18 protein-coding genes are annotated in these 22,537 nt (G+C 36.9%); 5 read left to right on the forward strand and 13 right to left on the reverse strand.

All coding sequences use genetic code 11. The annotated features are described in order from the left end of the window. Window positions 1–6: 6 nt before the first annotated feature. A complete protein-coding gene (locus SB49_RS03790) occupies window positions 7–309 on the reverse strand; it encodes an HPF/RaiA family ribosome-associated protein (protein WP_062053998.1) in 303 nt (100 codons plus the stop codon). An 891-nt stretch (window positions 310–1,200) separates the two neighbouring features. Continuing rightward, a complete protein-coding gene (locus tag SB49_RS03795; RefSeq protein ID WP_062054000.1) occupies window positions 1,201–1,800 on the reverse strand; it encodes a DUF6642 family protein in 600 nt (199 codons plus the stop codon). Window positions 1,801–2,132: 332 nt separating this feature from the next. Between SB49_RS03795 and SB49_RS03800 the strand changes: the two genes are divergently transcribed. Together SB49_RS03800 and SB49_RS03805 are read left to right on the forward strand one after the other, a co-directional pair. Then, the gene (locus SB49_RS03800; RefSeq protein ID WP_062054002.1) at window positions 2,133–2,702 is read left to right on the forward strand and encodes a Crp/Fnr family transcriptional regulator; all 570 of its coding nucleotides are present in this window, start codon (window positions 2,133–2,135) and stop codon (window positions 2,700–2,702) included. A 68-nt stretch (window positions 2,703–2,770) separates the two neighbouring features. Beyond that, the gene (locus SB49_RS03805; protein WP_062054004.1) at window positions 2,771–3,508 is read left to right on the forward strand and encodes an acyl-CoA desaturase; all 738 of its coding nucleotides are present in this window, start codon (window positions 2,771–2,773) and stop codon (window positions 3,506–3,508) included. Window positions 3,509–3,769: 261 nt separating this feature from the next. Here the strand turns inward: SB49_RS03805 and SB49_RS03810 are convergent, their stop codons facing one another. From SB49_RS03810 to SB49_RS03850, 9 genes are all read right to left on the reverse strand, one after another. Beyond that, complete coding sequence (locus tag SB49_RS03810; protein ID WP_145758351.1) at window positions 3,770–5,713, reverse strand: hypothetical protein; 1,944 nt, start codon at window positions 5,711–5,713, stop codon at window positions 3,770–3,772. Between the two features lie 314 nt (window positions 5,714–6,027). Then, complete coding sequence (locus SB49_RS03815; protein ID WP_062054008.1) at window positions 6,028–7,074, reverse strand: leishmanolysin-related zinc metalloendopeptidase; 1,047 nt, start codon at window positions 7,072–7,074, stop codon at window positions 6,028–6,030. A 241-nt stretch (window positions 7,075–7,315) separates the two neighbouring features. Further along, on the reverse strand, window positions 7,316–8,131 hold the full coding sequence (locus SB49_RS03820) for a class I SAM-dependent methyltransferase (RefSeq protein ID WP_335337889.1): 816 nt from the start codon (window positions 8,129–8,131) through the stop codon (window positions 7,316–7,318). Between the two features lie 426 nt (window positions 8,132–8,557). Continuing rightward, window positions 8,558–8,749 carry a cold-shock protein gene (locus SB49_RS03825; RefSeq protein ID WP_062054010.1) on the reverse strand — a complete coding sequence of 64 codons (192 nt, stop codon included), beginning with the start codon at window positions 8,747–8,749 and terminating at the stop codon, window positions 8,558–8,560. 487 nt (window positions 8,750–9,236) lie between these two features. Continuing rightward, window positions 9,237–11,243, reverse strand: a complete 2,007-nt coding sequence (locus SB49_RS03830) for a thiol-activated cytolysin family protein (RefSeq protein WP_062054012.1) — start codon at window positions 11,241–11,243, stop codon at window positions 9,237–9,239. Window positions 11,244–11,510: 267 nt separating this feature from the next. Then, window positions 11,511–12,155: a response regulator transcription factor gene (locus SB49_RS03835; protein ID WP_062054014.1), complete on the reverse strand. Its 645-nt coding sequence runs from the start codon at window positions 12,153–12,155 to the stop codon at window positions 11,511–11,513. Beyond that, window positions 12,156–14,015 carry an ATP-binding protein gene (locus tag SB49_RS03840; RefSeq protein WP_162254202.1) on the reverse strand — a complete coding sequence of 620 codons (1,860 nt, stop codon included), beginning with the start codon at window positions 14,013–14,015 and terminating at the stop codon, window positions 12,156–12,158. A 556-nt stretch (window positions 14,016–14,571) separates the two neighbouring features. Then, window positions 14,572–15,372, reverse strand: a complete 801-nt coding sequence (locus tag SB49_RS03845) for a hypothetical protein (RefSeq protein WP_062054019.1) — start codon at window positions 15,370–15,372, stop codon at window positions 14,572–14,574. Then, window positions 15,369–15,791 carry an ABA4-like family protein gene (locus SB49_RS03850; RefSeq protein WP_062054021.1) on the reverse strand — a complete coding sequence of 141 codons (423 nt, stop codon included), beginning with the start codon at window positions 15,789–15,791 and terminating at the stop codon, window positions 15,369–15,371. The genes SB49_RS03845 and SB49_RS03850 overlap by 4 nt, the downstream gene beginning before the upstream one ends. A gap of 605 nt (window positions 15,792–16,396) precedes the next feature. On the opposite strand from SB49_RS03850, the gene SB49_RS03855 reads away from it, so the two are divergent. Then, window positions 16,397–16,645: a hypothetical protein gene (locus SB49_RS03855; RefSeq protein WP_062054023.1), complete on the forward strand. Its 249-nt coding sequence runs from the start codon at window positions 16,397–16,399 to the stop codon at window positions 16,643–16,645. Between the two features lie 2 nt (window positions 16,646–16,647). On the opposite strand, the gene SB49_RS03860 is transcribed toward SB49_RS03855, so the two are convergent. After that, window positions 16,648–18,015 carry a transglutaminase-like domain-containing protein gene (locus SB49_RS03860; RefSeq protein ID WP_062054025.1) on the reverse strand — a complete coding sequence of 456 codons (1,368 nt, stop codon included), beginning with the start codon at window positions 18,013–18,015 and terminating at the stop codon, window positions 16,648–16,650. A gap of 347 nt (window positions 18,016–18,362) precedes the next feature. On the opposite strand from SB49_RS03860, the gene SB49_RS03865 reads away from it, so the two are divergent. Both SB49_RS03865 and SB49_RS03870 read left to right on the forward strand, forming a co-directional pair. Then, window positions 18,363–21,011, forward strand: a complete 2,649-nt coding sequence (locus SB49_RS03865) for an ATP-binding protein (RefSeq protein ID WP_062054027.1) — start codon at window positions 18,363–18,365, stop codon at window positions 21,009–21,011. Between the two features lie 8 nt (window positions 21,012–21,019). Continuing rightward, window positions 21,020–21,403 carry a response regulator gene (locus SB49_RS03870; RefSeq protein ID WP_235537831.1) on the forward strand — a complete coding sequence of 128 codons (384 nt, stop codon included), beginning with the start codon at window positions 21,020–21,022 and terminating at the stop codon, window positions 21,401–21,403. A gap of 150 nt (window positions 21,404–21,553) precedes the next feature. On the opposite strand, the gene SB49_RS03875 is transcribed toward SB49_RS03870, so the two are convergent. Beyond that, the gene (locus SB49_RS03875) at window positions 21,554–22,465 is read right to left on the reverse strand and encodes a sugar phosphate isomerase/epimerase family protein (protein WP_200960644.1); all 912 of its coding nucleotides are present in this window, start codon (window positions 22,463–22,465) and stop codon (window positions 21,554–21,556) included. Window positions 22,466–22,537 lie beyond the last annotated feature (72 nt).

Raw genomic sequence — 22,537 nt, forward strand, 5'->3', positions numbered from 1 at the left:
CTGCAATTAATGTGCTTTAATCTTATCTTTTCGTTTTTTTAATTGTCTTTCGAGATCATCCACGGTTTTGGCAATCGAGGCTTCGAAGCTACCGTTGCTCGACTCTGCAAAAAGGCGGGGACCCGGAGAACTCAATCGAATCGCACAGATCATTCCTGTGTCAGGGGAAGAAGTATTCTCTGTTTTAAAGAAAATATCGGCACGAATTATAAAATCATATTTGTCCAATAACTTGTCTACTTTTTTGCCAGCAAATATTTCCAAACGTTCACTGGCTTTTACACCATCGTATTCAAAGTTTATATTCATAATAAATCTAATTTTTGATTAAGGTAAAGAGGTAAAATAAAGAAAGCAAATATTTTTAATTAAGGTAAACATAAAATTTAGGTTGTCAAAACGCTAAAGTCTGATTTTCTGAATATTATATTTTTGGGAAAGAAAAAATGGCTAACTTAATGGAAGTTTCTAGGTTCTCCCACAAACCCTAAATCCCACAATTATGACAACAACAAGGTTTAAAGAGTACCCGGAAGGCAGAGTTGCTAGCAGAAGCACCAGTGTTTTACGCTTAGAGCGGAATAATAGAGATATCTTTTAGTTAAACAGAATCTTGTGCTGTTATAGGTGCGAACCAAGGACATATGAGCGATTTGAGGATTTAGCAGTATTAAAGAGTAGATTACTTCAACTTTGAAAATCCAATCTTGATATTATCGCTGGCATAACTAATGGAAAGGAACCACCAAAAGGAAGATTGGGTAGAATTCGCAAACAGTTATTGGAATTTAACGAGCTACAGAGGCGAGTGGAGGATTATCGCAATCCGATCCGATTTGTGGGCTAATCCTCATTTTAAATATTCTATTTTACATAATATAAATTATAGGTCAAAATATGTCCATTACGTAAAACAGCATATAGCAGGATTTTCGTATAGCTCCGCTATTTTGCATAATACCAGATATAGCACCTTTAGGTCTATATCGTCAGGTATTATGTAAAAGAAAATCTTGTAGGTCTATATCGTCACAGCCGCATAAACTCGCCGTCAAAAGCAATCAGCCACTGGGTAATTTCCTATGCTCGTATCTCAAAACTGTTTTACTGGAATCATTGATTATTGCAACCAGCAAGAATTCTACATCCCTATAGTCGCACCAACCCGCAGATAGAAATCAATCCTTCCTCTGTCTGGATTTAATAATACAATCTAAAATCAAGTAATTTGCAGACATTGTAATGTCTTTGGTGCAACTCTTCTACAACATCTAGCATATTGTCATCTTCTTTAAATAAGTTAAAGAATGCTTTATCAAGATTTGAGCTACTTATTCCATTATATTCATTACCATAGCCGGAAACACCTTTTGCGCCAGTGATGTCCAAAAAATATTGTGCTTCCTCTTCGTCTAAATCTAGGACTTTTGCATTTGAAAAATGTAAAATCTTTCCTTTTAATCTTCCTTCAAAAATTTCTGCTATTTCCTGTAGACTATAGTAGTAGTCATTTAAACAAATACTATTTGCTTCACCGGTCATAACCAAGTAGATTATTTCATAGTCTTTAAAATTATGATCATCCAAAACCAGAGCATTTAAGCTAGCTTCTAGTCCTTCGATGGTGTCGCACGTTTTATAGATACTTGCTATTCCATATTGCATGGCCAATTGTTCCAAGTTTTCTTGTGCTTGGGTTACCCTGTCCGTTTCTATTTCCTGAACCCCTTCCAAACAATAAATGAAATAATCGGCTTCTGTAAATTGTTTTTGGGGGAATTGTTGTCTTTTCTCTAACAAGTTTCTGAAATTATGTAACGCATATGAACACAAAATTACTGTAACTTTTAAAGTTTTTCAGCGTTTTGATATAAAATTCCATCCCACACACATTGCCCTCCCTCCTCTTGATAATAAATGGGCGTCCCCTGGAGCGCTATCGAGAGGTCTTTAATTTGTAAAATAGTCGAGCATGCCACTGAAGAATTTAAATTATACTTTACAGCACTTAATATGACCTATGTATTACTTCCGTCGTCAAAAGCAATCTTAAAGGTCTTGTAACACTATTTAACGTGCGTCTTGGTCTTTGAATCCTTATCTTTACAGTTCATTAACTTCCATTAGATCCATTGCAACAGATAAAAGCACACTTAGACCAAATAGCGGACATATCTAATCAGGATTGGGATTTCTTTATGTCAAAATTGCACCGTCGGGAGATACCAAAGAAATCGGTTTTTCTAAAAGTCAACGAAATAGAAAACCATATCTCCTTTATAGAATCTGGCGTGGTGCGTTTGTACATTCCCAAAGAAAATCCGGATAAGGAAATCACCTTTGGTTTTAGCTTTAAAGATCAGTTTATCAGTGCTTATGACTCCTTTCTAACCCGAACCCCTTCGGTATATCAATTACAAGCGCTGACAGATACCACTATTTTGAGTATTACATATGATGAGCTGCAAATGGTTTATAAGACCACACAAATAGGAAATCTTATCGGAAGGCTAACGGCAGAACGTCTCTTTTTGATAAAATCCAAAAGGGAACAAAACTTATTGAATCTTACAGCAGAAGAACGTTATGTGAACTTGTTCAAAGAACGGCCAGAGCTCTTAAAAGTAATTCCATTAAAATACATCAGTTCCTATATTGGGGTTACTTCACAAGCTTTAAGCCGAATCAGAAAACGGTTGTAATTGGTGATTTATTGATTTGGGTTCATTGTTTGCCTTGTAACATCAAATTATCTTTGTAAAAAAAAGCTATGTTGATTGTTATTTTCGTTGCAGTACTTTGGTATGGAGGCCTGTTTTTTCAGTCTTTCTTTTTACACCGTTATGCAGCACATCAGGTATTTACCATGTCCAAAACGATGGAACGTATTACGTTTGTTCTGACTTGGATTTTTCAGGGTCCAAGCTACCTTAGTGCGTATGGGTATGGAGTAATGCATCGCATGCATCATGCCTACACCGATACAGAAAAGGATCCGCATTCTCCATCACATGATGCCAATCTATTCGCCATGATGTGGAAAACAAAGACAATTTATCAGGATATTAATACGCAACGCATTGAAATTGATACCCGTTTTACCAAAAATGTACCCCAATGGAAAGGATTTGACCTGTTTGCAAGTTCTAGGTTTTCCCGTTTGCTTTGGATTTCGGGGTATGTGTTGTTTTTTGCGCTTTTCGTAACCTCTTGGTGGCAATGGCTTTTATTGCCGATAACCTTTTTAATGGCACCCATACATGGGGTTATCATCAACTGGTTTGGGCATATTTACGGCTATGTAAATTTTAAAATGAAGAACACGAGCAAAAACCTCTTCCGCTTTGACTTTTTAATGATGGGTGAAGGCTATCATAACAATCATCACAAACATGCAAGTAACGCTAATTTTGGCGTAAGGTGGTATGAGATTGATATCACCTATCTAATTATAAAGGTATTGGATGCTTTCGGTTGTATTCGGTTAAAACCAATTGAAGTAAAGTAGTTCTAACTTTTGCCACACACTTTATTCCAATCCTCTGTTTATGAGTAGATTGTAGAATCTATTCAATATACCATAGGTAATTAATAGTTCGCACTTTATACACTATTATTCCATTCAATATAAAATATTTCAGAAGCACTCGCAGAAGAATAAGTTGAACCTTGGTTTTGACGCTGGAAGGCAGTTTGCTTCCCTGCGTTGCTTTAAATCATTATGACTTTGCGTTCAATGAAAGCTGATTTATTTCTTGCGGGTTATCTGTTAGCGCGCCATATAAGAGGTCAGTAGAACGTCTCCTGTTTGATAATATACTTGTCCGGTTATATCGTCAACCGCATATAAGGGCTCACGGTCCTTACCAAGATTAATTTCGCCCGCTACTTTACCCGTCGTTTTGCTCACTTTTAACAATACAATGTCTTTCTCCTGTTTTGACATAATGAACATAAAATCCCTAGCTTGTTTTGTGGCTTTTAGTCGGGCATTTGCTTTTCTAAAGGCAGTACCGGCATAACTTGAGGCGGCATTGCCCAATTCTCCGTATGCGTTGCCTATTTGGGATACGATTTCTCCCGAAACTTCGTCTTTTTGACGGACATCATTTTCGGCTGCGGCCATGGCACCTGCAACATAGTATGAGGTAGCACCAATATATGCTGCCCTTATCGATGAGGCATATAGCAAAGCACGTTTCCAACCAGCTTCCTTTGGTGCAGCATAATATTCTTGATAGACCAGAGATCCATCAAAATTAAATTTGGCAACATTCTGATCGGAGTGAATAAAAATTCCATCCTCCAAAATTTCCAGATTCGATGGTGATTCCTTCCCGTCAAATTGAAGTTCCACTTGTGAAAAATCACTGACTTGACCATCAGCTTTATCCACAACTTTTATAAGTCCGGAACTGTAATCAAAGGCATAGATTTTATCTTGATGCTCAGCGGTAAGTCTAGGACTGGTCCGAATACTTTTTTTCCACATCAGCGTTCCCGTATGATGGTCCAAAATGTTCATCTCTTCGGTCGTAATATATAGGATTGAATTAGCCAGTGGCACAATCCCAACGACCGTACCATCAACCTTGACAGGTTTTTCAAAGGTTATGGCCCCTACTGTTGGATCTAAATAATTTAGGAAATCTTTATTGGCAGTTCGCGATACCAGCAAAATACCTTCACCGGAATCCAAATAATCATAAACTCCGCCTTTGATCGCAATTCCACGGCCCTTTTTTCCCCACAGGCCCTCACTGGTCTTATAGTCGAATAGGTTTATTTTCGTTCTATTGCCATCATCAGGCAACACAAGCATGCCCTTATCTAAAAAATAAATCTGGCTGAGTGCCCCATTTACCTCTAATTCCTTAGTCCATATCAGACTACCATCATTGATATTATAGGCATTATAGTTATTGCTGTAGTTGATGGGGCTATTGGATGAAGTCATTCCGCCTTGTCGCTCTTTCTGTGACCCCAAATAGAAGACATCACTGCCCTCCGGCTGGTAGTACTGTAGTTGTATATCCATATCTATGGAGACAGTTTCCGCAGCCTGCTTCAATAGCGCTCCAAATTTCCCCATTTTATCTATTTGTACTGCTTCCTTGGAGTTCGCTTTCTTCCATATGACCTCTCCGGTATCTGCATTGAGTTTGTAGTTGTTGAACAAGGTTACGATAAGAAGTTCTTGATTATCGAGTTCATTGGCAGCAACGATACGGCCAAATTTTTCGTTCATCGACCAGGACAAACTAGCATCTGACATTTTTACGGAAACCATAAGGGGTTCACCATTGTAATCTGTTCCGGAAACGAGAATCGCATCTGAATTAAACAATAAATGGTAGTTGGCAACCTTTTGAAGTCCGGCATTTTTAGAATTAAAGACTTCGTCGCCACTAAATTGATCTATAAGATGTAAGCTATTGCTCGTTGTTACTGAAAAAAACGGACTATTCGGAAGTTCTTCGAAAGCAGCTCTATCAAGATTGCCAAAGGCCCTTTTTCCCCAACTAATGGCACCTGTTTCGGTATCGATACCAATCAGCTCTTCTCTTGAACTAACGATAAGGTTGCCCAACGAAGTAACTTCTTGCCATAAGATTTTTGTAGGTACCTCTTTGTTCCATTTCATTTCGACCTGTGAAAAAGATAGTAATGGCAACACCATCAGTAATAAAAAAAGTGGTTTTATCTGGCTCATATTCTGGTTTTTAGTCTAGTTAGAACGTATCACCTCTCTTTTTAGTACAATTTTTTCTTTATTACCTGAGCCAAGACTGCGATCCTATCGGCCTTAATACCATATAATGGGAAAACGAATTTGAGTTCAAGGTTTCGGTAATGCCGGAATCAACTAGGAGACCTATTCTAACGATTTTTGCCATTTCAGCCGGTCGGCACAATTACACCAAAAGAAAAAGAGCCTACATATAGAACAATAGCTCCATTGTAGACCCTTTTATAAAATTTATTACATAAAACTACCCTTTAAATGAAGGTAAGGGCGGATTGCATTTATTCCTTTTTGGTGCTCACAAAACCAATCGGTTTAAGTAACACTTCCATTTCCGCAATGTTCAACCCGGAGTTTTCTTCAGTTCTTGAAAGCTCATTGATATCCACGCCAGGTGTGCCTTTAGGTAATGCATAAGATTCGCCTACCGTTGCAGATCCATATCCAAGATCTCTCATAGATGCTGCGGTGATACGACTCAATGGATTTTCACCGAAATTTAAAAATCCGGTCATTAATTCATTGTTCAATGTTGACTCTTTCCAGTGTCCAAATCGTGTTCCTGGTCCAAATTCATTTTCAATTGGAAGTTCACCAGTTCCACCTTCAGCGTTCCAAAAAACGTTGGCGTTATCACCTGCAAAAAAAGGTTGTTGAAATGTCCCAGTGAGTAGGTTTCTCGAAAAGTTAAATTGTGGAAAATTTAGATTCCAAAGTGTACCAATACCCAAAACATGCCCCATTTCATGTACAATCACATCCTCAAACAGATCTAATTGATCAAGAAAAGCTAAATCATCTGAATCAAACTCCATAACACCACTTAACGTTAAAAAGTTATCTAATCGAATGAACCTAGGACCTGCTCTACCTAGAATACCTCTTGGGCCGTCTATAGGACGAAGTAATACCTCAATAACTATGTCATCAATGGTGCCTTCAATATCAGGAACATTTTCAAAGGCTGATGGTAAGGAACCAGTAAATGAAGAAACGTCTTTTATTATTATTCGTTCCCATCGAGCCGCTGCCGCTTCAAAAACTTCTTTTTGCCTATCCGTAGGGGTTTCTGCATATCTTAAAGTGATATTGAAACGTCCACGGTCTTCACCAGCTGCTTCAGTTGTCTTTAAGACAGTAGGAGTTAAATCATCAATGATAATAGGTTCTAACGGGTCAGCTTTTAAGGCTATCTCAAGGCCTTGATCTTCTGACAAAATTTGCGCATCAGATTCTAAAACTTCCTCTGAACAAGAGATAAAAAGAAGCGTACTTAAAACGCAACCGAAAGCGATAAACCTTCCGGACTTTTGTAAAGTGTTTTTCATTATTATATTTTTTATGTTTAGAGAAATATAGAAAACTCCTGAGAAATTAATCGACTAAATTTTAGAAAAAAATAGTTTGTTTATTATTTTTTTTGAAGGAATAAAACTAGGTGTTGAAAACCAATTAATTAAGATACTGCTACTTCAACAAAAAATAAATTCTTAAGGGGTGTACCTGGTGTTCCATTGGATTTTATGGAATTGGGAATTCTTTGTATTCAAATAGCATACAATTCTCTTATTATTCTTTAACAAACACCATACAATGCTGCCACGGCAAGTTGGCCATATTACTTTCCAATTCCAATCCCAAGGCCTTCATTTCTTTGACGGCTTGTTTCTGTGTCATTTTGTGTATTTCTTTGATCGGAATATTGGGATCCTCTCCCCTATACTCAATCAAGTAGATTTTACCCTTTGGCCGTAGCGCCTTTTTAATAGATAGCATCATTTCATAAGGATAGCTAAACTCATGGTATACATCTACGAGTAGTACTTTGTCCACTGAATTTTTTGGTAATTGCACACTTTTTTCACTTCCCTTTACCAGGGAAACATTGCTGCTATTTTTTTCTGACTTTTTTTTCTGCATTGCAGCCAGCATTTCTTCTTGGATATCCACAGCATAGATCTGCCCATTTGCAACCATTGGAGCCATTTTAAACACATGGTATCCAGATCCGGCCCCAATATCAGCAATATCGTCCCCTGGTTGAATCTCCATATTTTGCAGCAATGTTGTTGTATTTTCTTCCTTCTCACGTTCAGGCCGTTCAAGCCAAGACATGCCCTGATAGCCCATGACATAAGCAATCTCCCTACCCAGATACCATTTACCAATGCCATTTACATCTCCTTTTTTAAATTCATAAGATGGTACGGTTTCCTTTTGTTGTCCAATGCATTGATACATGGGCTGAACCATTATCATTAAACAAAAAAAGTAAAAACCCTTTTTAAGTAAGGAATAATTAAACAAGGTCATACCCATTGGGACATTATTTTCCTTCTTGCAAGGTTCTTTAATCCAATTTATGCTCTGTCTGTACTTTCTCATTATAATATATACTTCGATTTTAAATGGAATTTAAAACATTGAATATAAGGAATATTAAACCATTATCTTTTTTCTGGTATATGGCCTTTTATAAAAAGAGAAGCAAATTTTCCCCTCCTATATCTATTTTTTAGATATCACTAGGGTAACATATCTTATTATGGATTAAGCAGTTTTATTTTAATTATTGTGGTTGGATAATGGAAACCTAACCCGCTTAACCAGTGTGCTACATATTGGCAAGATTGTAATAAAAAGGGTAAAATTTATGTATTCTTTGTCAGCGTCTAAATTGCGATTATGTAATAAAAATTCTTACACCTTCCCTCCTACTGTTCAAAGTCCGCCAATACTTTGAACGGCATCAAATAAAAAAAGCCCATCTAAATAAATAGATGGGCTTTTGTAAAACTTGAAGTATATGTATTAGATAACTTTTACGTTTACTGCATTTAAACCTTTGTTACCTTCTTGAAGATCAAATTCAACTTCGTCGCCTTCGCGTACTTCGTCAATTAATCCAGAAATGTGTACAAAGTGGTCTTTTTCAACTCCTTCTTCAGTGATAAATCCAAAACCTTTAGTTTCATTGAAAAATTTTACTGTTCCTTTACTCATCGTAATATGTATTAAATTTATAATATGTATTGAGCTACAAAGGTCGTGCCAATAAAGTTAATACACAACTTATTAAGGTTCGATCTTCCTGATACCTGTTGGAATTGTCCTTTATCTAGAGGTTTATATAAAACTTCGAAGAACGTAAAAGGGGCAGTGGCCTATCCTGAGAAGCATTTGAGAAGAAAAAAAGAAAGAGTTTTTGTGATAGTGAAATAAGCGAGTATTCATGGCAAGGATACCCAAATGCGGTCCATTCCGATATTTTAGCGCTGTAATACAGCCCGTTTCACCATAGAAAAAGACCAAAAACCAATAGTTGTCCCATTCATGAAGTATGGATCCCAACGTTAATAAAGAGGACAATGGAGCGCTATTTTAAAAAAAAAAGGAACCTTAGCTTCAGCGCTAGGGCTCCTTTTGTCCATATGCATATCGTTCCCCCGAAAATTTACATATTAGTTTTAATCTGCTTACGCAATATGCGCTAGTTTATAAAAAATGGCCCTGAAACACCATTGTCATTGTAAATTATCATTTGACTTCCTTCACCGTTAAAGTAAATCTCATCTTGGGTATCTCCACCAAAATCGACCTTAGTTGCTGCACCTATACTATTAAAACTTTTTCCATCCAAAAAGTCACTGGTCAATTTAGGAGCAAACCATTGCCATGTATATCCAAAAATAGATTCTAACTCTACTGGAGTAGCGTCTAGAAGAACGGCAGACGACTTTCCATCGTTTGCAAAATAAATATGTGTCGCAAGGTCTTTTCCATCATTAAAGGTTTGAATTGCAGCGTCTATACCATCATTGGCAAACGGGAAGCTAGAGCCAGGCAAAAGCCTAAGATCCTCTGCATATTCCTGAGATGTACTAAAAATTCTAGGTACTTCATTAGAAGTTTCTTCTATGGTACCAATTGGACCATTATTTTGAGAAGTAAGCGGGAAATTTGAAGGATTGTATCTAAATTTTTTAAATTGAGTGCCGTCCATATTAAATAAATAGATGATATCACTCCTCCAGCGAATTGCTGCGCCAACATTTCCAGTACTAATAAAATTTGAAGTTATTAACCCCTCTGCATTCTCTACATCCCAAACAATTGGAGTACTACCACTACCAATGTCATAGTACGCATATTTATTTCCTGCTTTATTGTATACCACGATACTGGTACCAGATAATTGAAAAGCAGCGCCGATTCCATCTTCAAAAAGATCAACCAATGGTCTATACACATCTGGGGGTAAAATTCCTTTTACTTCACAGGTTACAATATCATACTCAGTTGCTAATTTTGTGCCTACTACCTGATCTGGGCGTTCTACACTTCTAACCACATATGATAAAGGTAGGCCCGCTCTAATATCTGTACCTGCTCCAATTTTATTCGCGATAGCAGCTATCGATGTTTCTCCGAGAAGTTGAAAAGAACCTTCTGCATCACCACCATAGGCAATTGCTTTAATTTTCACTTCTTTTAGCGAATTAAAAGTCTCCACATCTAAAGAGCCAGAACCATTTATAGCAGCAGCATCGTAGGTTACTTTTAAACTTGCTTGCATTTCTTCACGACTTGATGTAGATTCTATCAACATATAAAATATACGGCCATAGGTAACTGAAGAAATAAAGGTAGCTGGATTATCAGCCTGTATATATGTTTCAAGTTGTTCGGGTGTTACATTTTCCCCAAAAATTTGATCCAGGCTAGTTGGTAAATCAAAACTCATGGTATAATACGACTGATTTACTTTCACTAAGGTTCTGTTATATTCTTTTTCGGTACTAAATGACATATTCCCTTCCACTTTTGTGGTAAATGTTTCTACTTCAATACCCATTTCTAGCGCCATTTGGCTTTCAGATTCAATTTGAACAATATCAACTTGAAAATTAGCCGGAACTACGTCTCCAGCACTTGCAATGATATTATTCATACCATTTTGAATAGTACTCTTTTTCACCTCATCTACAGTAAATGTAGAACTTAGATTCCCATTATTAAGATTATATGAAATAGTTCCCCCAGCACGTCCAACAACGATTGGTTTTGGTGTTGCATCGGATAAGGTTTTTCCCTGTAATAAATTCCCAGGGAAAATGACATCTGCATTGCTGTTAAATAACGGAAACTGTCCATTACCATCTAGTGCACTTACTGTTTTAGTAACACAAACGGATCGTTCTGTGATTTCTTCACCTCCCTCTTCGACTCTTTCATAATCCACATTCACTGGTGTCGATGTAGCAACGGATTCTGTTGTTCTGGATTTAGGGAAAACCTCAAATTCACCACCTACAGCAACTACTTGCGCAAAGGTAAGTTCGCTTTCAGGATCTTCAGCAATAGGGTCTTTTGTGCCTGCTTCATCTTTACTACATGCTGTAATAAAAAGAAGACTCAACAAGAGTATTAGGAGCAAAACGGGCCTAACTTGCCAGTTTGGGGTTACTTTGGTTAAAATAGTTGTGATTGTTCTCATAAAAAAGTTTTTTTTGGTTTTTATCGGTAAATCGCCCTTGCAACTACCAAGTGCAAGTTATCCAATGATAAACCCTTTGGAAATACGTAAGGGACCCATAAACTACGTAGGGCTACGTAGGCCAAGGTAATGAGCAGTAAGACAAGGGGCATGCCACTACATCCACTAATAGGCAACAAACCGAGACCCAGAAGAACAATTCGGGTTCGTTGGGACATTCAATTTCACTGTGCCCGTGGCCTTTTAAATCCTGGCCCTATGAATAAACTAGATAGTAAAAAGAAATTCTTTGAATTCTTTGGCCCAAACGAGGAGTGCGTCCGGCTGAGGTGCCAATGCTAATTTCACCTTGATGTTGGCACGGTGTTTTTCTACCGTTCGGCCAGAAATACTGAGGAGCTCCCCTATTTCCTTGGATGATTTTTCTTGTGCTACCAAACGCACTATCGTGCGTTCTGATGGCGAGAGTAATTTAATCTTTTGCAACTGGGGGGTAATCTCGTTTTCCAATACCTCATTAAACACCCTACTGAAAAAAGGTACGCCCCTGCTTACACTTTGAATGCATTTATGAAGCTCATTAAAAGGTTCATCCTTAATGATGTAGCCCATAATCTTAAGTACGCTAGCTTTATGGATAAAGCCTTTTTCTTTATAGGAGGTAAGGATAATGAATTTAGTGTTAGCGTGCTGTTCTTTATATTTTTGAATAACCTCAAGACCTGTCAACATGGGCATTTCCATATCTAAAATAGCAATTGTTGGGTGTAACTCCATAATGCTGGCTAAGGCACTGGCGCCATTGGTTGCGGTACCGATGACATTGTAATTGTAGGCTATCAATTCATCTACCAATCCCTTTAAAAGCATGGGATGATCATCTGCTACAAACAGGGTTATCTTATTCGTCATTTATATTGGGATATTAACAAGTATAGTGGTTCCCAGGTCTTCTTGACTTTGAATAGATAAATTGCCCTTTAGAATACGTATACGCTCTGCCATTGTTTTTAAACCAAGGCTATTTCGCAGGACCTCTTTTTTTATGTCAAATCCTTTACCATTATCCTTAATGAGCACTTCTATAGTTTTTTCACGTTTTAAAATATTGACAATTAATGTTTTAGCATACGAATGCTTTAATACATTATTGACCGATTCTTGAATGAACCTATAAAAGTTCAGGGTCTCCTTTTCATCAAAACTGGTATTGATATCGACTAACTCCACAGAAAAAAACATATCGGTTTCACCATCTAAATCAAACAATAGTTGCTCTATGCTTGCCGTAAGGCCTATTTGTTTCAATGTAACCGGATACAGGTCCCTGGATATACTCCGTACTTCTTCCAAGGCAGTATTGGCCAAGTCCGATAATTCTTGCTGCTCTAAATTATGCGCTTTCTTTTTCAAGAAGGTAAGCTGCTGCCCAACGCTATCATGCAAGTCTTTTGATACGCGTGAACGTTCTTGTTCCTGGGTTTTAATTAACTCCTGTGAGAATGCTTGTTGTGCCAGTTCTCTTTTTTTAGCAATCCTAAAAGAGCGGTAAAATAAAAACCCACCAAATAGGCCTAAAAAGCCTAGAGAACCAAAAATTAATAGTTGTTTTTTATTTTTGTTTTGAAGATTTAATATATCAATATTTGCTGCCTGATTTTCAATTTTAAGGTCTCGCTTTTCCGTTTCGTAAAGGGTTTGATAATAGACTAAAGATTTCACATTTTGAACACTTGCAATAGAATCTTTTATGCCATAATAGTTTAATAAATGCAATCTATTTTTGGATTTTTCGCCAATTACTCCATATACCTTGGACAAAAACTTTTCGCCCAACATAATGTCTTCGGTTTTCTTTGTTTCGATTTGTAACGCTAGATGTTCCTTGCCAAAAATCAGTGCATTGGTATAATCTCCCCTAACGAATGACAATGTTTTTTTTGCATTCAAATAATGCCTTTTATTTTGGCGGGTCTTATCATTTATATACATCGCTTCTACCTCCTTGAAAGTCTCCTCAGCGAGGACTAAACTATCACTTTCGGCATAAGCAACAGTTATAGCAGCAAGTATTTGGGGCTTCAATAATTCATTATTCGTTTGATTATTGACTTTTGATGTAGCTTTTAGATATGCTATTTGTTGAATTAGATCTGCCGTTCTTTTAAAATCTTCTGCAGCATTAAAATATAGACTGACTAACATGGGTGTGGAATTAACCTTTTCAGCTAGTTCAATAGCTTCAAAACGTTCTTTTCTGGCCTCTTCATAAAATGCATTTTTACTATAAAGAATGGACAATCCATTTTTCACCCCTATTAGATTAAGGGTGTCTTTAAGCTTGGTGTAAATTTGTGAAGCGTCTCTAAAACTCATAGAAGACTCAGCAAATAATCCTTTATCAGATTGAGCAAAACCAAGGTACAATTTAGCCAAAGCAACTAGCTTGTTTTTTTTGGATTTAGTACCAAAAGTTATCGCCTTTTTATAATAGTCGATTGCCTTATCCAAATCATTTGTTAAAGCAAAACCATCACCAGTGTATAAATATAATTTTCCCCAGGCGTGATCATTATTTAGGTTTTCTAATTTTACTGAATACGTTTGAAACAACAAGATTGATTGCTCTGGTTGATTTACCAGATAAAGATGGTAATACATTAAATCAACTATGCGGTTAGAAGCATAGGTCAAAGAATCTGATGCTATGGCAAAATCAATGGTTTTCCTAGCGATAGAGTCGTATTTAAATTCCGTTTTATCCCAAACCAAGCGATAAAGACTATCCCTATATTGGAAGCGCTCACCATTTTTAGAACTTTTAATTTTGGTATTAAAATATGAAATGGAATCGTATAGATTTTTTTGTTGCCCACTTATCTTCAAAAAAAAGAATAGGAAAATAAGGATGAAAATAAAGCGCATACACCAATAAATTTGATTAGCACCCTATTAAGATGCTGGTAAAAAAAAGCAATTATAATTTAAATATCAAAATTCCCCTTCTTTAAATGTTTAGTAGAGGCAATAAAATTGATGTCGACACTGCCATGGGTCCTCTAGGTTTTATCAGAAATAGCGTGATAGGCAGGGTTGAATAAATGATCAACTTCTTGACTGTTTTGGGCATGTAAATACAAGGCAGAAAAGAGGGATATTAAAAACGATAGGGAACACTTCAAAATATCACGAATATTTTCTTAAAGATAAGTATTCTTTTGGAATTCCTTAGAAACTAATCTACCAATTCTAATATATATTATCTAGGGAAATATTTTTAGTGAATTTTATACTCGACTACGATTGATAGTACACACCTCTTATTTACTTATAATTTCAATAAAGGGATCCCAAGGGATGCCTGATAATACGTATACCCTATCCAAGAAGCATACAGCAATCCAAAGACGGTCACTGCAAGGATCTGCTTTTTAATGGTAATATTCCAAGTTTTTGAGACCCACAAGGCAAATAAGGGAATGACCTGAATTCCGTGCAGACCAAAGAAATGGGCGATCCTTAGATCTCCGGCCACCGTGCTCCAATTCAACAATGGCAGTCCGGCACCACCATCTGCCACTCCTACGTTATGCGCCAAATGGCCAATCATCTGTCCTCCTACCCAACTCCCAAAAAACACGACCGACCAGCCTAACAAAATGGCCCATTGAATGGGTTTGCCGGTTTTTAATTTTAACCGGATGGTGTCTATAATAAAGAGCGCCATCACCAAGACATTTATGCCAATCAGGATTCCCATGGACATAAATAGAAGGGCATCAAACACGCTGTCTTTGTTGTAATGTGATTGTATCCCCCGAGATGCCTGGAAGACAACTATCAGCGTTTCTATCAATAAAGTCCAAGCAACAATATTATTGATGATATTGGTCTTTAATTTGGGATATGGGTAAAGGGTGATGAGATAGCCAACGGTCATGATATAAATTCCGTCCGAGATTGCAAATTTCAAGGGTTTAATCCATACGTTGATTCCCATTAGGGTTCTATCATCTATCACGAGACCTGCCAAGCACAAAATGGCAAGGAAAAAATGGAACAAAACGATGTTATAAAGAATGGGACTTTCTTTTTTTACGGTAGAGAATACGTTGGTTAGGTTATTCATGATCGTTGTACTTTAATCCCCCTGATGATCATAAAAAGTAAAAAACCCAGAGGACCGAACATAAATGTGCCTATTAGGCAAGGGGCCAATAGCAATTGGTGGATGCCTAATTTTTTATTTTCATCTAAAATCCACATCCCAACAAGCAGATCAAATGCCAGATAATGAACCCATCCGGCCAAAATGGCATTTTCTTCTGTAAACAAGGTCATGACGGAAGCAAGATTACTAAAATCCATCCACCCTCCTATCTGTAATGTTTGAAAAATATAAAAAGCATATACCAACGCCAATAAAAGAGGGATTACTTTATAATCAATTAAAAATCGGGTTGGTTTCCACTTGGGTACAACTATCATCAAGAGCCACATAGGCAAGGCGATAGTGTTCACTATTGAAAATATTTCAGTTGGCGACATTAAAAAGAATTTAAAGGTTGGTTGGTGTTAAGATACTGAATTTGATCAAATACTTTTAAAACCAGTCAGATAGGCAAGAAAAAGAGCAGCAATATTTCCTTCATTTAAAATGATTTTCCAGTAAAAATTCCCTCGAACTGATGGCACCAACAAAGAGGAAAATTGGACATCGTTCTCGACTGCGCTCGAACTGACAACTCCGACAAGGCGTAATATCGGGATGAAGTTTTTTTTCAATCCCCAATTCCAAAGGCGATAATTTTATTTCCCTTTGCCGTGCCCTATTCTCCAACCACAGGCAATCATCATATATTGTTTGCCATTTACCATATATGTACTTGGCGTGGCGAATGCTGGTGCAGGAAGCTTATACTCCCAAAGTGGGCACCGTTTTTTTTAGCAAAAGCCCAAAAATATCCATCTTTGGTAGCTGCAATGAAAAGCAGTTCGTTTTTTTTAGTCCAATTTATTGTTAGCGTACTTTCTTTTCAATTAAAAAAGAAAGTTTTATGTCCTACTAAAGGGTCATATAAAAATTGTTATATTTAACATTATCAAATACTTATAACTGTATTATAATTTAATTCTTACAAATATCCATTCGTATGACTCGTTTAAAAGATCTTAAATTCTTCACCCTCGCAATGTTGTTATGTAGTTTTTTAGCTGCCAGTTCACTAACATCTTGTCGCGAACAAAAGGAAAAGGAAAAAACGGAAGAGCAGGAAATCCATTCGGAATCAGATGAACACCCGGAAGGCGGAGAACATCCCGCCAAAGAGGGGGGAGAACATCCCGAAGGCCAGGAACACCCTGAAGGCCAAGAACACCCTACAGATTCCGTATCAGGATAGTATTAAAGAGAATCTGAGGTCAGAGGTGCCGTCTTCCTGCGAAATGAAAAAAATGTTTTCGGGTATGCCGGCTCCTTGTCTATTTCCATAACCGGATAGGCAAGAAAGTTGATGGGCCCAGAATGGGGACCTGGGTCGAGTTGAAGATCGCGCCCCTGCGTAAATTCAATCCTATTGGCCGGATGCCTCCCAAAATAATAGGTGGCCAAGGCAGTGTACTTATTTGCTTCGCTTATATCTACGGGCCACCATTTCCCCTCGGCATAAAATTCTGCCCAACAGTGATAACCATCTATACCCCCTTCATCTCGATCTGAAGGGATAGAGGCCCCCACGGCAAATCTTGAAGGTATTCCTGCGGACCTGGCCAGGGAAATAAACAAGGAATGGAATTCGGTACAGTTTCCGGTTAGGGCACTGCAAGCATAGACAGCATCCCCAGTTCCGTATTTCCCAGCTTTGATATAACGCATATTGTCAATTATATAATCATATAGGGCTCTTGCCTGCATAATGGTACCTTCCTTTCGTTTGTCCCCAATAATAGAATCTGACAGAACTTCAAATCGGTCACCAATGGGCATCAAAATATTGGCATCTAGATAGGGCAATGGGTCGGTATCATCCATATAGGGATTTTTTTCCAGCCGTTTCACATCATAGACAAGGTCCACTTTCTTTCCGCTATGTTCCGGAGATAATGCCATATACATAACAGAATTGCCATATTTCTTTTCTTTGATTATCCTATGTGCCACGGGAGCCGCTATAGATAGTAATTCAACAGTTTGAAAGCGATCGGTTTGAGGAAGGGGAAGCCACATTTTAGCCGGTGCTGCCATTTCAGGCAAGGTAACCTCGTATCGAAATTCGAAAGCGTCCTCCCCTTCTACGACTCCGAGTAAATCTGTGGAAGCACTCTGGATAGGCATTCTATACCAAGTTTTGTCCTTCCGCTGTTTCCAAGTATAAAAGGGCTTCCCATTGAGTTTGTGAAGGGTGGTTTCGGTAACTGTCATACTCCCCGGATCGCCTTCCAAGAAAAAATCCACATCGTATACATCCCCGCTGACATCTGCCAGATCTACACAGGCAAAATGACGTTGTGGCCCTAAATTGGAAAGGTATTCTGTATGTACCCGCACCAGCTGCAGTTGCAATTCTTTATCTTCCGTGGTGATCAAGAAATACCCACCACCCTCTTCTACCTTCTTGGCAATATTAGCTTTGATCCCGGCCTCTATATCGCTGGTAACCACATTAGGAACCTTCTTTTCTGTAAGTTGTTTTTCTTCTTTCTGTTGCTTGGTATTCAAATTACAGGCCATTAACAAGGTCAGCACTCCAAAAATAAGTATAGGATTTTTCATTCTTTAACATGATTTCTATAGTTCTGAATTTACGATAATTTCTGCAATCTTTAAATAAAGGAATCGTGGTAAGGAGAAAACGGCCAATAGTCTTAATAGAAATTATCATAAGAAATTTTGAAACCTTAAAGCTGGTATTAATCTTACCGCTGAAAATTAGTAGTATTATTCAAGAAAGAATTGGAGTTGGATTTTAGATTTTCTTACCTGTTCAAATACCAAGAATTATAATAGAAAAATGCATCCTGACTACCTGTTCATGCTAATTATACAAAGTTCATCTACTATTTGTTTTAATTTCTTTTATTAAAAGATTTATTTATTAAATTGTTCTTAAAAGTGTTTTTATGTTTCTTATTGCCGCTATTCTCATAGAAGTATTTCTGGTTGCCGCATGCATTCTAATCTTGTTTAACTTAAGAGATAAATTGGGATTGGCCCCACTATATATTCTGCTTGGTTGTTTCCAATATTTTCAAGTCAATTTGGAAAATGCAGTCAGTTTTAAGTTTATGGGGGAATATCCGATATTTCCTGGATCTGTTATTTTATTCAGCGCACTCTTATTTGCTGTTTTACTGATCTATATTTATGAAGGTGTGATTAGTGCTAGAACCCTAATCCTTGGAATTCTTATTTCCAACTTTTTTTTAACGGGCTTATTTGAAATTACTGCTACCCAAGATTATTTTATAGCATTACAGGATGATACTATTGATGTAAGTGACGCTTCATTATTCAGCATTGATTATAAATTTTTTATTATTGGTACTGTCATTTTACTGATAGATTTCATTCTCTTGGCCAGTACCTATCAGTTCTTAGTTTCAAGAATTAAAAGACCATTGTTTTTTTTTACGGTTTTTTTGTCTCTCTGGACCGTTTTAATGTTTGATGCCCTAGCTTTTAATACGGCTATTTTTTATGGCACTTCAAATTATGTACCCTCGCTAATAGGGCATATTATCGGAAAATCTCTTTCAGCACTTTTGTTTTCCATCATCCTTTATATCTATATGACATATATTGATAAAGTGATTGCAAAGACCTCTTTTATAGCCGAACAAAAACGCGATATTTTTTCCATATTCACTTACAGAAAAAAATATTTGGACCTTAAAATTGAAAAGGAGAGTGCCGAACAAGCTTTAACAGCACAATTTGAAAAAATAATCACAAGTATTTCGGATGGAATTATCACGCTCGATAAAAATGGGATTTATACATATATAAACAAACAAGCGGCGGAAATTATGGGAAAGGCGCCGAGCAGTTTATTGGGAAAACATATTTGGACTGTATATCCAGATGTTAAAGAGCTACCATTTTATATTGCTTTTCAAAAAGCTGGTAAAACCAATCAAGTACAATCATTGAAAGACTATTATGCTCCACTTAATAAATGGTTTTACATTAGAATGTATCCCTCTAAAGACGGGATAACAATTTACTTTTCAGATATTACAGAACAAAAGAAAACAGAAGAAGCTTTGCAGGAAAGTGAAGCTTTTAACGAGGGTGTTTTATCATCTTTGAGTGCCCATATTGCGGTAATAGATAAAACTGGTAAAATTTTAGCTGTAAATAAAGCCTGGAATAATTTTTCGCTTGAAAATGGAGAACCAAATTTATCCCGCACGTCTATTGGAAGCAATTATATAAAGGAATGTGAGAATGCAATTACTAGGGGAGATTCCATGTCACAAGAAGTTTTAGAAGGCCTATTGTCTGTTCTACGTAATGAACAATCCAGTTTTAAAATGGAGTACCCTTGCAATTCTCCTGGAGAAGATCGTTGGTTTACCTTGCAAGTAGTGCCTTTTGGTACTGCATCGGACAAATTGGTAATTTCACATACCAACGTAACCCAACTTAAGACTACAGAAAGAAAACTCGAAGACTCCAATGCCAAATTAAAAGAGGCACAGCGATTGGCGAAAATAGGAAACTGGGAATTTAACCCGAAAACCAAAGAAGTGTTTTTTTCTGATGAAATGTACAATATTTTAGAAATAAACAAGGAATCCCAGGAGGACTTATTTGAGCTATATAGGTCTAAATGCCAACCCGAAGACTTTGATAAATTTAATAAACTTGTAAATAATACCGTTAAAAATGAAGAAGGCTATGAAATTGGTTATTACATAAAAGCTAATGATGCTAGCCTTAAATATATACATGAGATTTGTGAAGTCGTAAATAGTGAAAATGGGAGGGATTTAGTTTTAAAAGGGACGATACAGGACGTTACGAAAGAAAAATTGATCAAAGATGAACTTTCCCGAAAAAATGAGGAGTTACAAAAAGCTAATATAGAATTGGACCGATTTGTTTATAGTGCATCCCATGATTTAAGAGCTCCCTTGACTTCGTTAAGAGGATTGATACAAATTGTGGAAATGATCCTAAAACCTGAAGACGAAGAATTAAAAGAGCCTTTATCCTTGATGTCTACTACAATTGATAAAATGGATGTATTTATCAGAAGTATTTTTGATTATTCCGTAAATGCAAGAACAGAAGTATCCGCAGAAAAAATTAATTTTAAAGAATTAATAGCGTCTGTTTGGGAGAGTTTGAAATATATGAACATCAATTCCAATCCTAAATCCACTATTAATATCACCCAAGAAGTTGATTTTTATTCAGATAAGAAAAGGCTGGAGATTATACTGGGTAACCTGGTATCGAATGCCATCAAATATTACGATAAGGACAAGGCTGAGCACATTTTAAATATTACTGTAACGGCTGATGAAAAAAATGCCAACATCCTTATCGAAGACAATGGTATTGGTATTGGAAAAGAGCATATCGATAAGATATTTGAAATGTTCTATCGTGCAACAAAATTATCCACAGGTTCAGGAATGGGGATGTATATTGTCAAAGAAACTATAGATAGGCTGGACGGTACCATACAAATTGAATCAGAATTACATAAAGGAACAACCTTTAAATTTACAATACCTAATGCTAACGAATATTCTGTTTAACCATGACAGTGAATGAAATATTATTAATTGATGATAATTATATCGATAACTTCATCAATAAAAAAATTCTTACAAGAGAGAAAATAGCTGAAAACATAACGGTAAAGCTTTCACCTCTTGAAGCCTTAGAATATTTGGCCAGTAAAACGGATAAATTTCCTGAACTTATTTTTTTGGATATAAAGATGCCACAAATGGATGGCTTTGAATTCTTGGATGCATTTGAAAAATTGTCAGAGGTACAAAAAGAAAAATGCAGGATAATAATGCTCAGTTCTTCCCATAATATGGAAGATATTGAAACAGCGAAGAAAAACCCCTATGTTTTGGAATATTTGATCAAGCCATTGGACTCTTCAAAATTAAATACTTTACTGGAGTTAATATTATAATAAGTAATTAGGTGGTTTCTATTTATTAAGGCAAATCCCTTCTTTCCAATTCCCGTCTTTATTATCCATTCAAAATGTCTTGATGAGCGCTGTTATTTCTTTCCTTAGAACGGCTAATAAAAATTAATAGGCATTAAGAATATAAAACAGCTATAAATATTTTTGTAGATGTTGCTTAAAGTAAGCCGCACTATCGGTAATGCTCTTCATAGAATTTTCGGCAAAATTACCACCCTGTTCCAAATAATAATATTCCAAATCGTTTTTAGGTATAGTGGATAAGAGTTTAATATAGTCTATAGAACCATTGCCCAATTCAGTATAGTCCCTGGTTATCTTATCCATATCCTTTATATGCCACATGACATAGCGTCCGGGTTGATTTGCAATTAGTTCAGCTGGATCCATTTTAGAAGAGTGTATCACCCAATAAAGGTCCATCTGTAATTTCACCAAAGTAGGATCTGTTTCGCGTAGAATAATGTCATACCCTGTTTCCCCACCGTGCTCTGTAAATTCAAAATCATGATTGTGATAGGCAAATCCTAGTCCAGCATCATTTACCTGCTCCCCTATTCTATTTAGTTTGTCAGAAAGCATTTTAAAATTGTCCAACGTACGATAGTCGGGGTGCAACCATGGCCAGGTAATATAATGCTTATCGAGGATTAAGGCCCCTTCAATACATTGGTCGGTATACCTCTTGAGTTGATCCAAGGGTTGTTCAAAATAATCAGAAAAGCCATAATGACCACTCGAAGCAGTTAGCTGCAAATCATCCAAAATACGTTTGAAATCAGAGGCCTTGTAGCCATAATACGATCCTTTCCCCACATCATAGCCATAGAGTTCCAAATCCTCATAACCCAGGCTTGCAACTGTTTTTAAACTTCCAATGGGATCCCTTTTCATGGCATCCCGGATGGTAAAGAGCTGCAGCCCCATTTTAAATCTATTTATCGGGAACGTGGAAAAGCCTTTAAAGGGCAATAGGGTCGCCAAAGATAGCAGACCTGCCTGTTTTAAAAAGTCTCTTCGATGACCAGAAAGGTTTTGTTTCATTTATGGAGTTGGTTAAACTTTGGTTTAAAATTAAGGACTATTTTAGTTGGTTGGAGCTAATTATGTATGGCA

It is taken from the genome of Sediminicola sp. YIK13 (genome assembly GCF_001430825.1).
GTDB lineage: Bacteria > Bacteroidota > Bacteroidia > Flavobacteriales > Flavobacteriaceae > Sediminicola.

Coding starts and splice junctions, on each gene's coding strand:
- SB49_RS03790 (WP_062053998.1), bottom strand. CDS start 309: ATGAATATAAACTTTGAATACGATGGTGTAAAAGCCAGTGAACGTTTG.
- SB49_RS03805 (WP_062054004.1), top strand. CDS start 2,771: ATGTTGATTGTTATTTTCGTTGCAGTACTTTGGTATGGAGGCCTGTTT.
- SB49_RS03810 (WP_145758351.1), bottom strand. CDS start 5,713: ATGAGCCAGATAAAACCACTTTTTTTATTACTGATGGTGTTGCCATTA.
- SB49_RS03815 (WP_062054008.1), bottom strand. CDS start 7,074: ATGAAAAACACTTTACAAAAGTCCGGAAGGTTTATCGCTTTCGGTTGC.
- SB49_RS03820 (WP_335337889.1), bottom strand. CDS start 8,131: ATGAGAAAGTACAGACAGAGCATAAATTGGATTAAAGAACCTTGCAAG.
- SB49_RS03825 (WP_062054010.1), bottom strand. CDS start 8,749: ATGAGTAAAGGAACAGTAAAATTTTTCAATGAAACTAAAGGTTTTGGA.
- SB49_RS03830 (WP_062054012.1), bottom strand. CDS start 11,243: ATGAGAACAATCACAACTATTTTAACCAAAGTAACCCCAAACTGGCAA.
- SB49_RS03835 (WP_062054014.1), bottom strand. CDS start 12,155: ATGACGAATAAGATAACCCTGTTTGTAGCAGATGATCATCCCATGCTT.
- SB49_RS03845 (WP_062054019.1), bottom strand. CDS start 15,372: ATGAATAACCTAACCAACGTATTCTCTACCGTAAAAAAAGAAAGTCCC.
- SB49_RS03850 (WP_062054021.1), bottom strand. CDS start 15,791: ATGTCGCCAACTGAAATATTTTCAATAGTGAACACTATCGCCTTGCCT.
- SB49_RS03855 (WP_062054023.1), top strand. CDS start 16,397: ATGACTCGTTTAAAAGATCTTAAATTCTTCACCCTCGCAATGTTGTTA.
- SB49_RS03860 (WP_062054025.1), bottom strand. CDS start 18,015: ATGAAAAATCCTATACTTATTTTTGGAGTGCTGACCTTGTTAATGGCC.
- SB49_RS03865 (WP_062054027.1), top strand. CDS start 18,363: ATGTTTCTTATTGCCGCTATTCTCATAGAAGTATTTCTGGTTGCCGCA.
- SB49_RS03875 (WP_200960644.1), bottom strand. CDS start 22,465: ATGAAACAAAACCTTTCTGGTCATCGAAGAGACTTTTTAAAACAGGCA.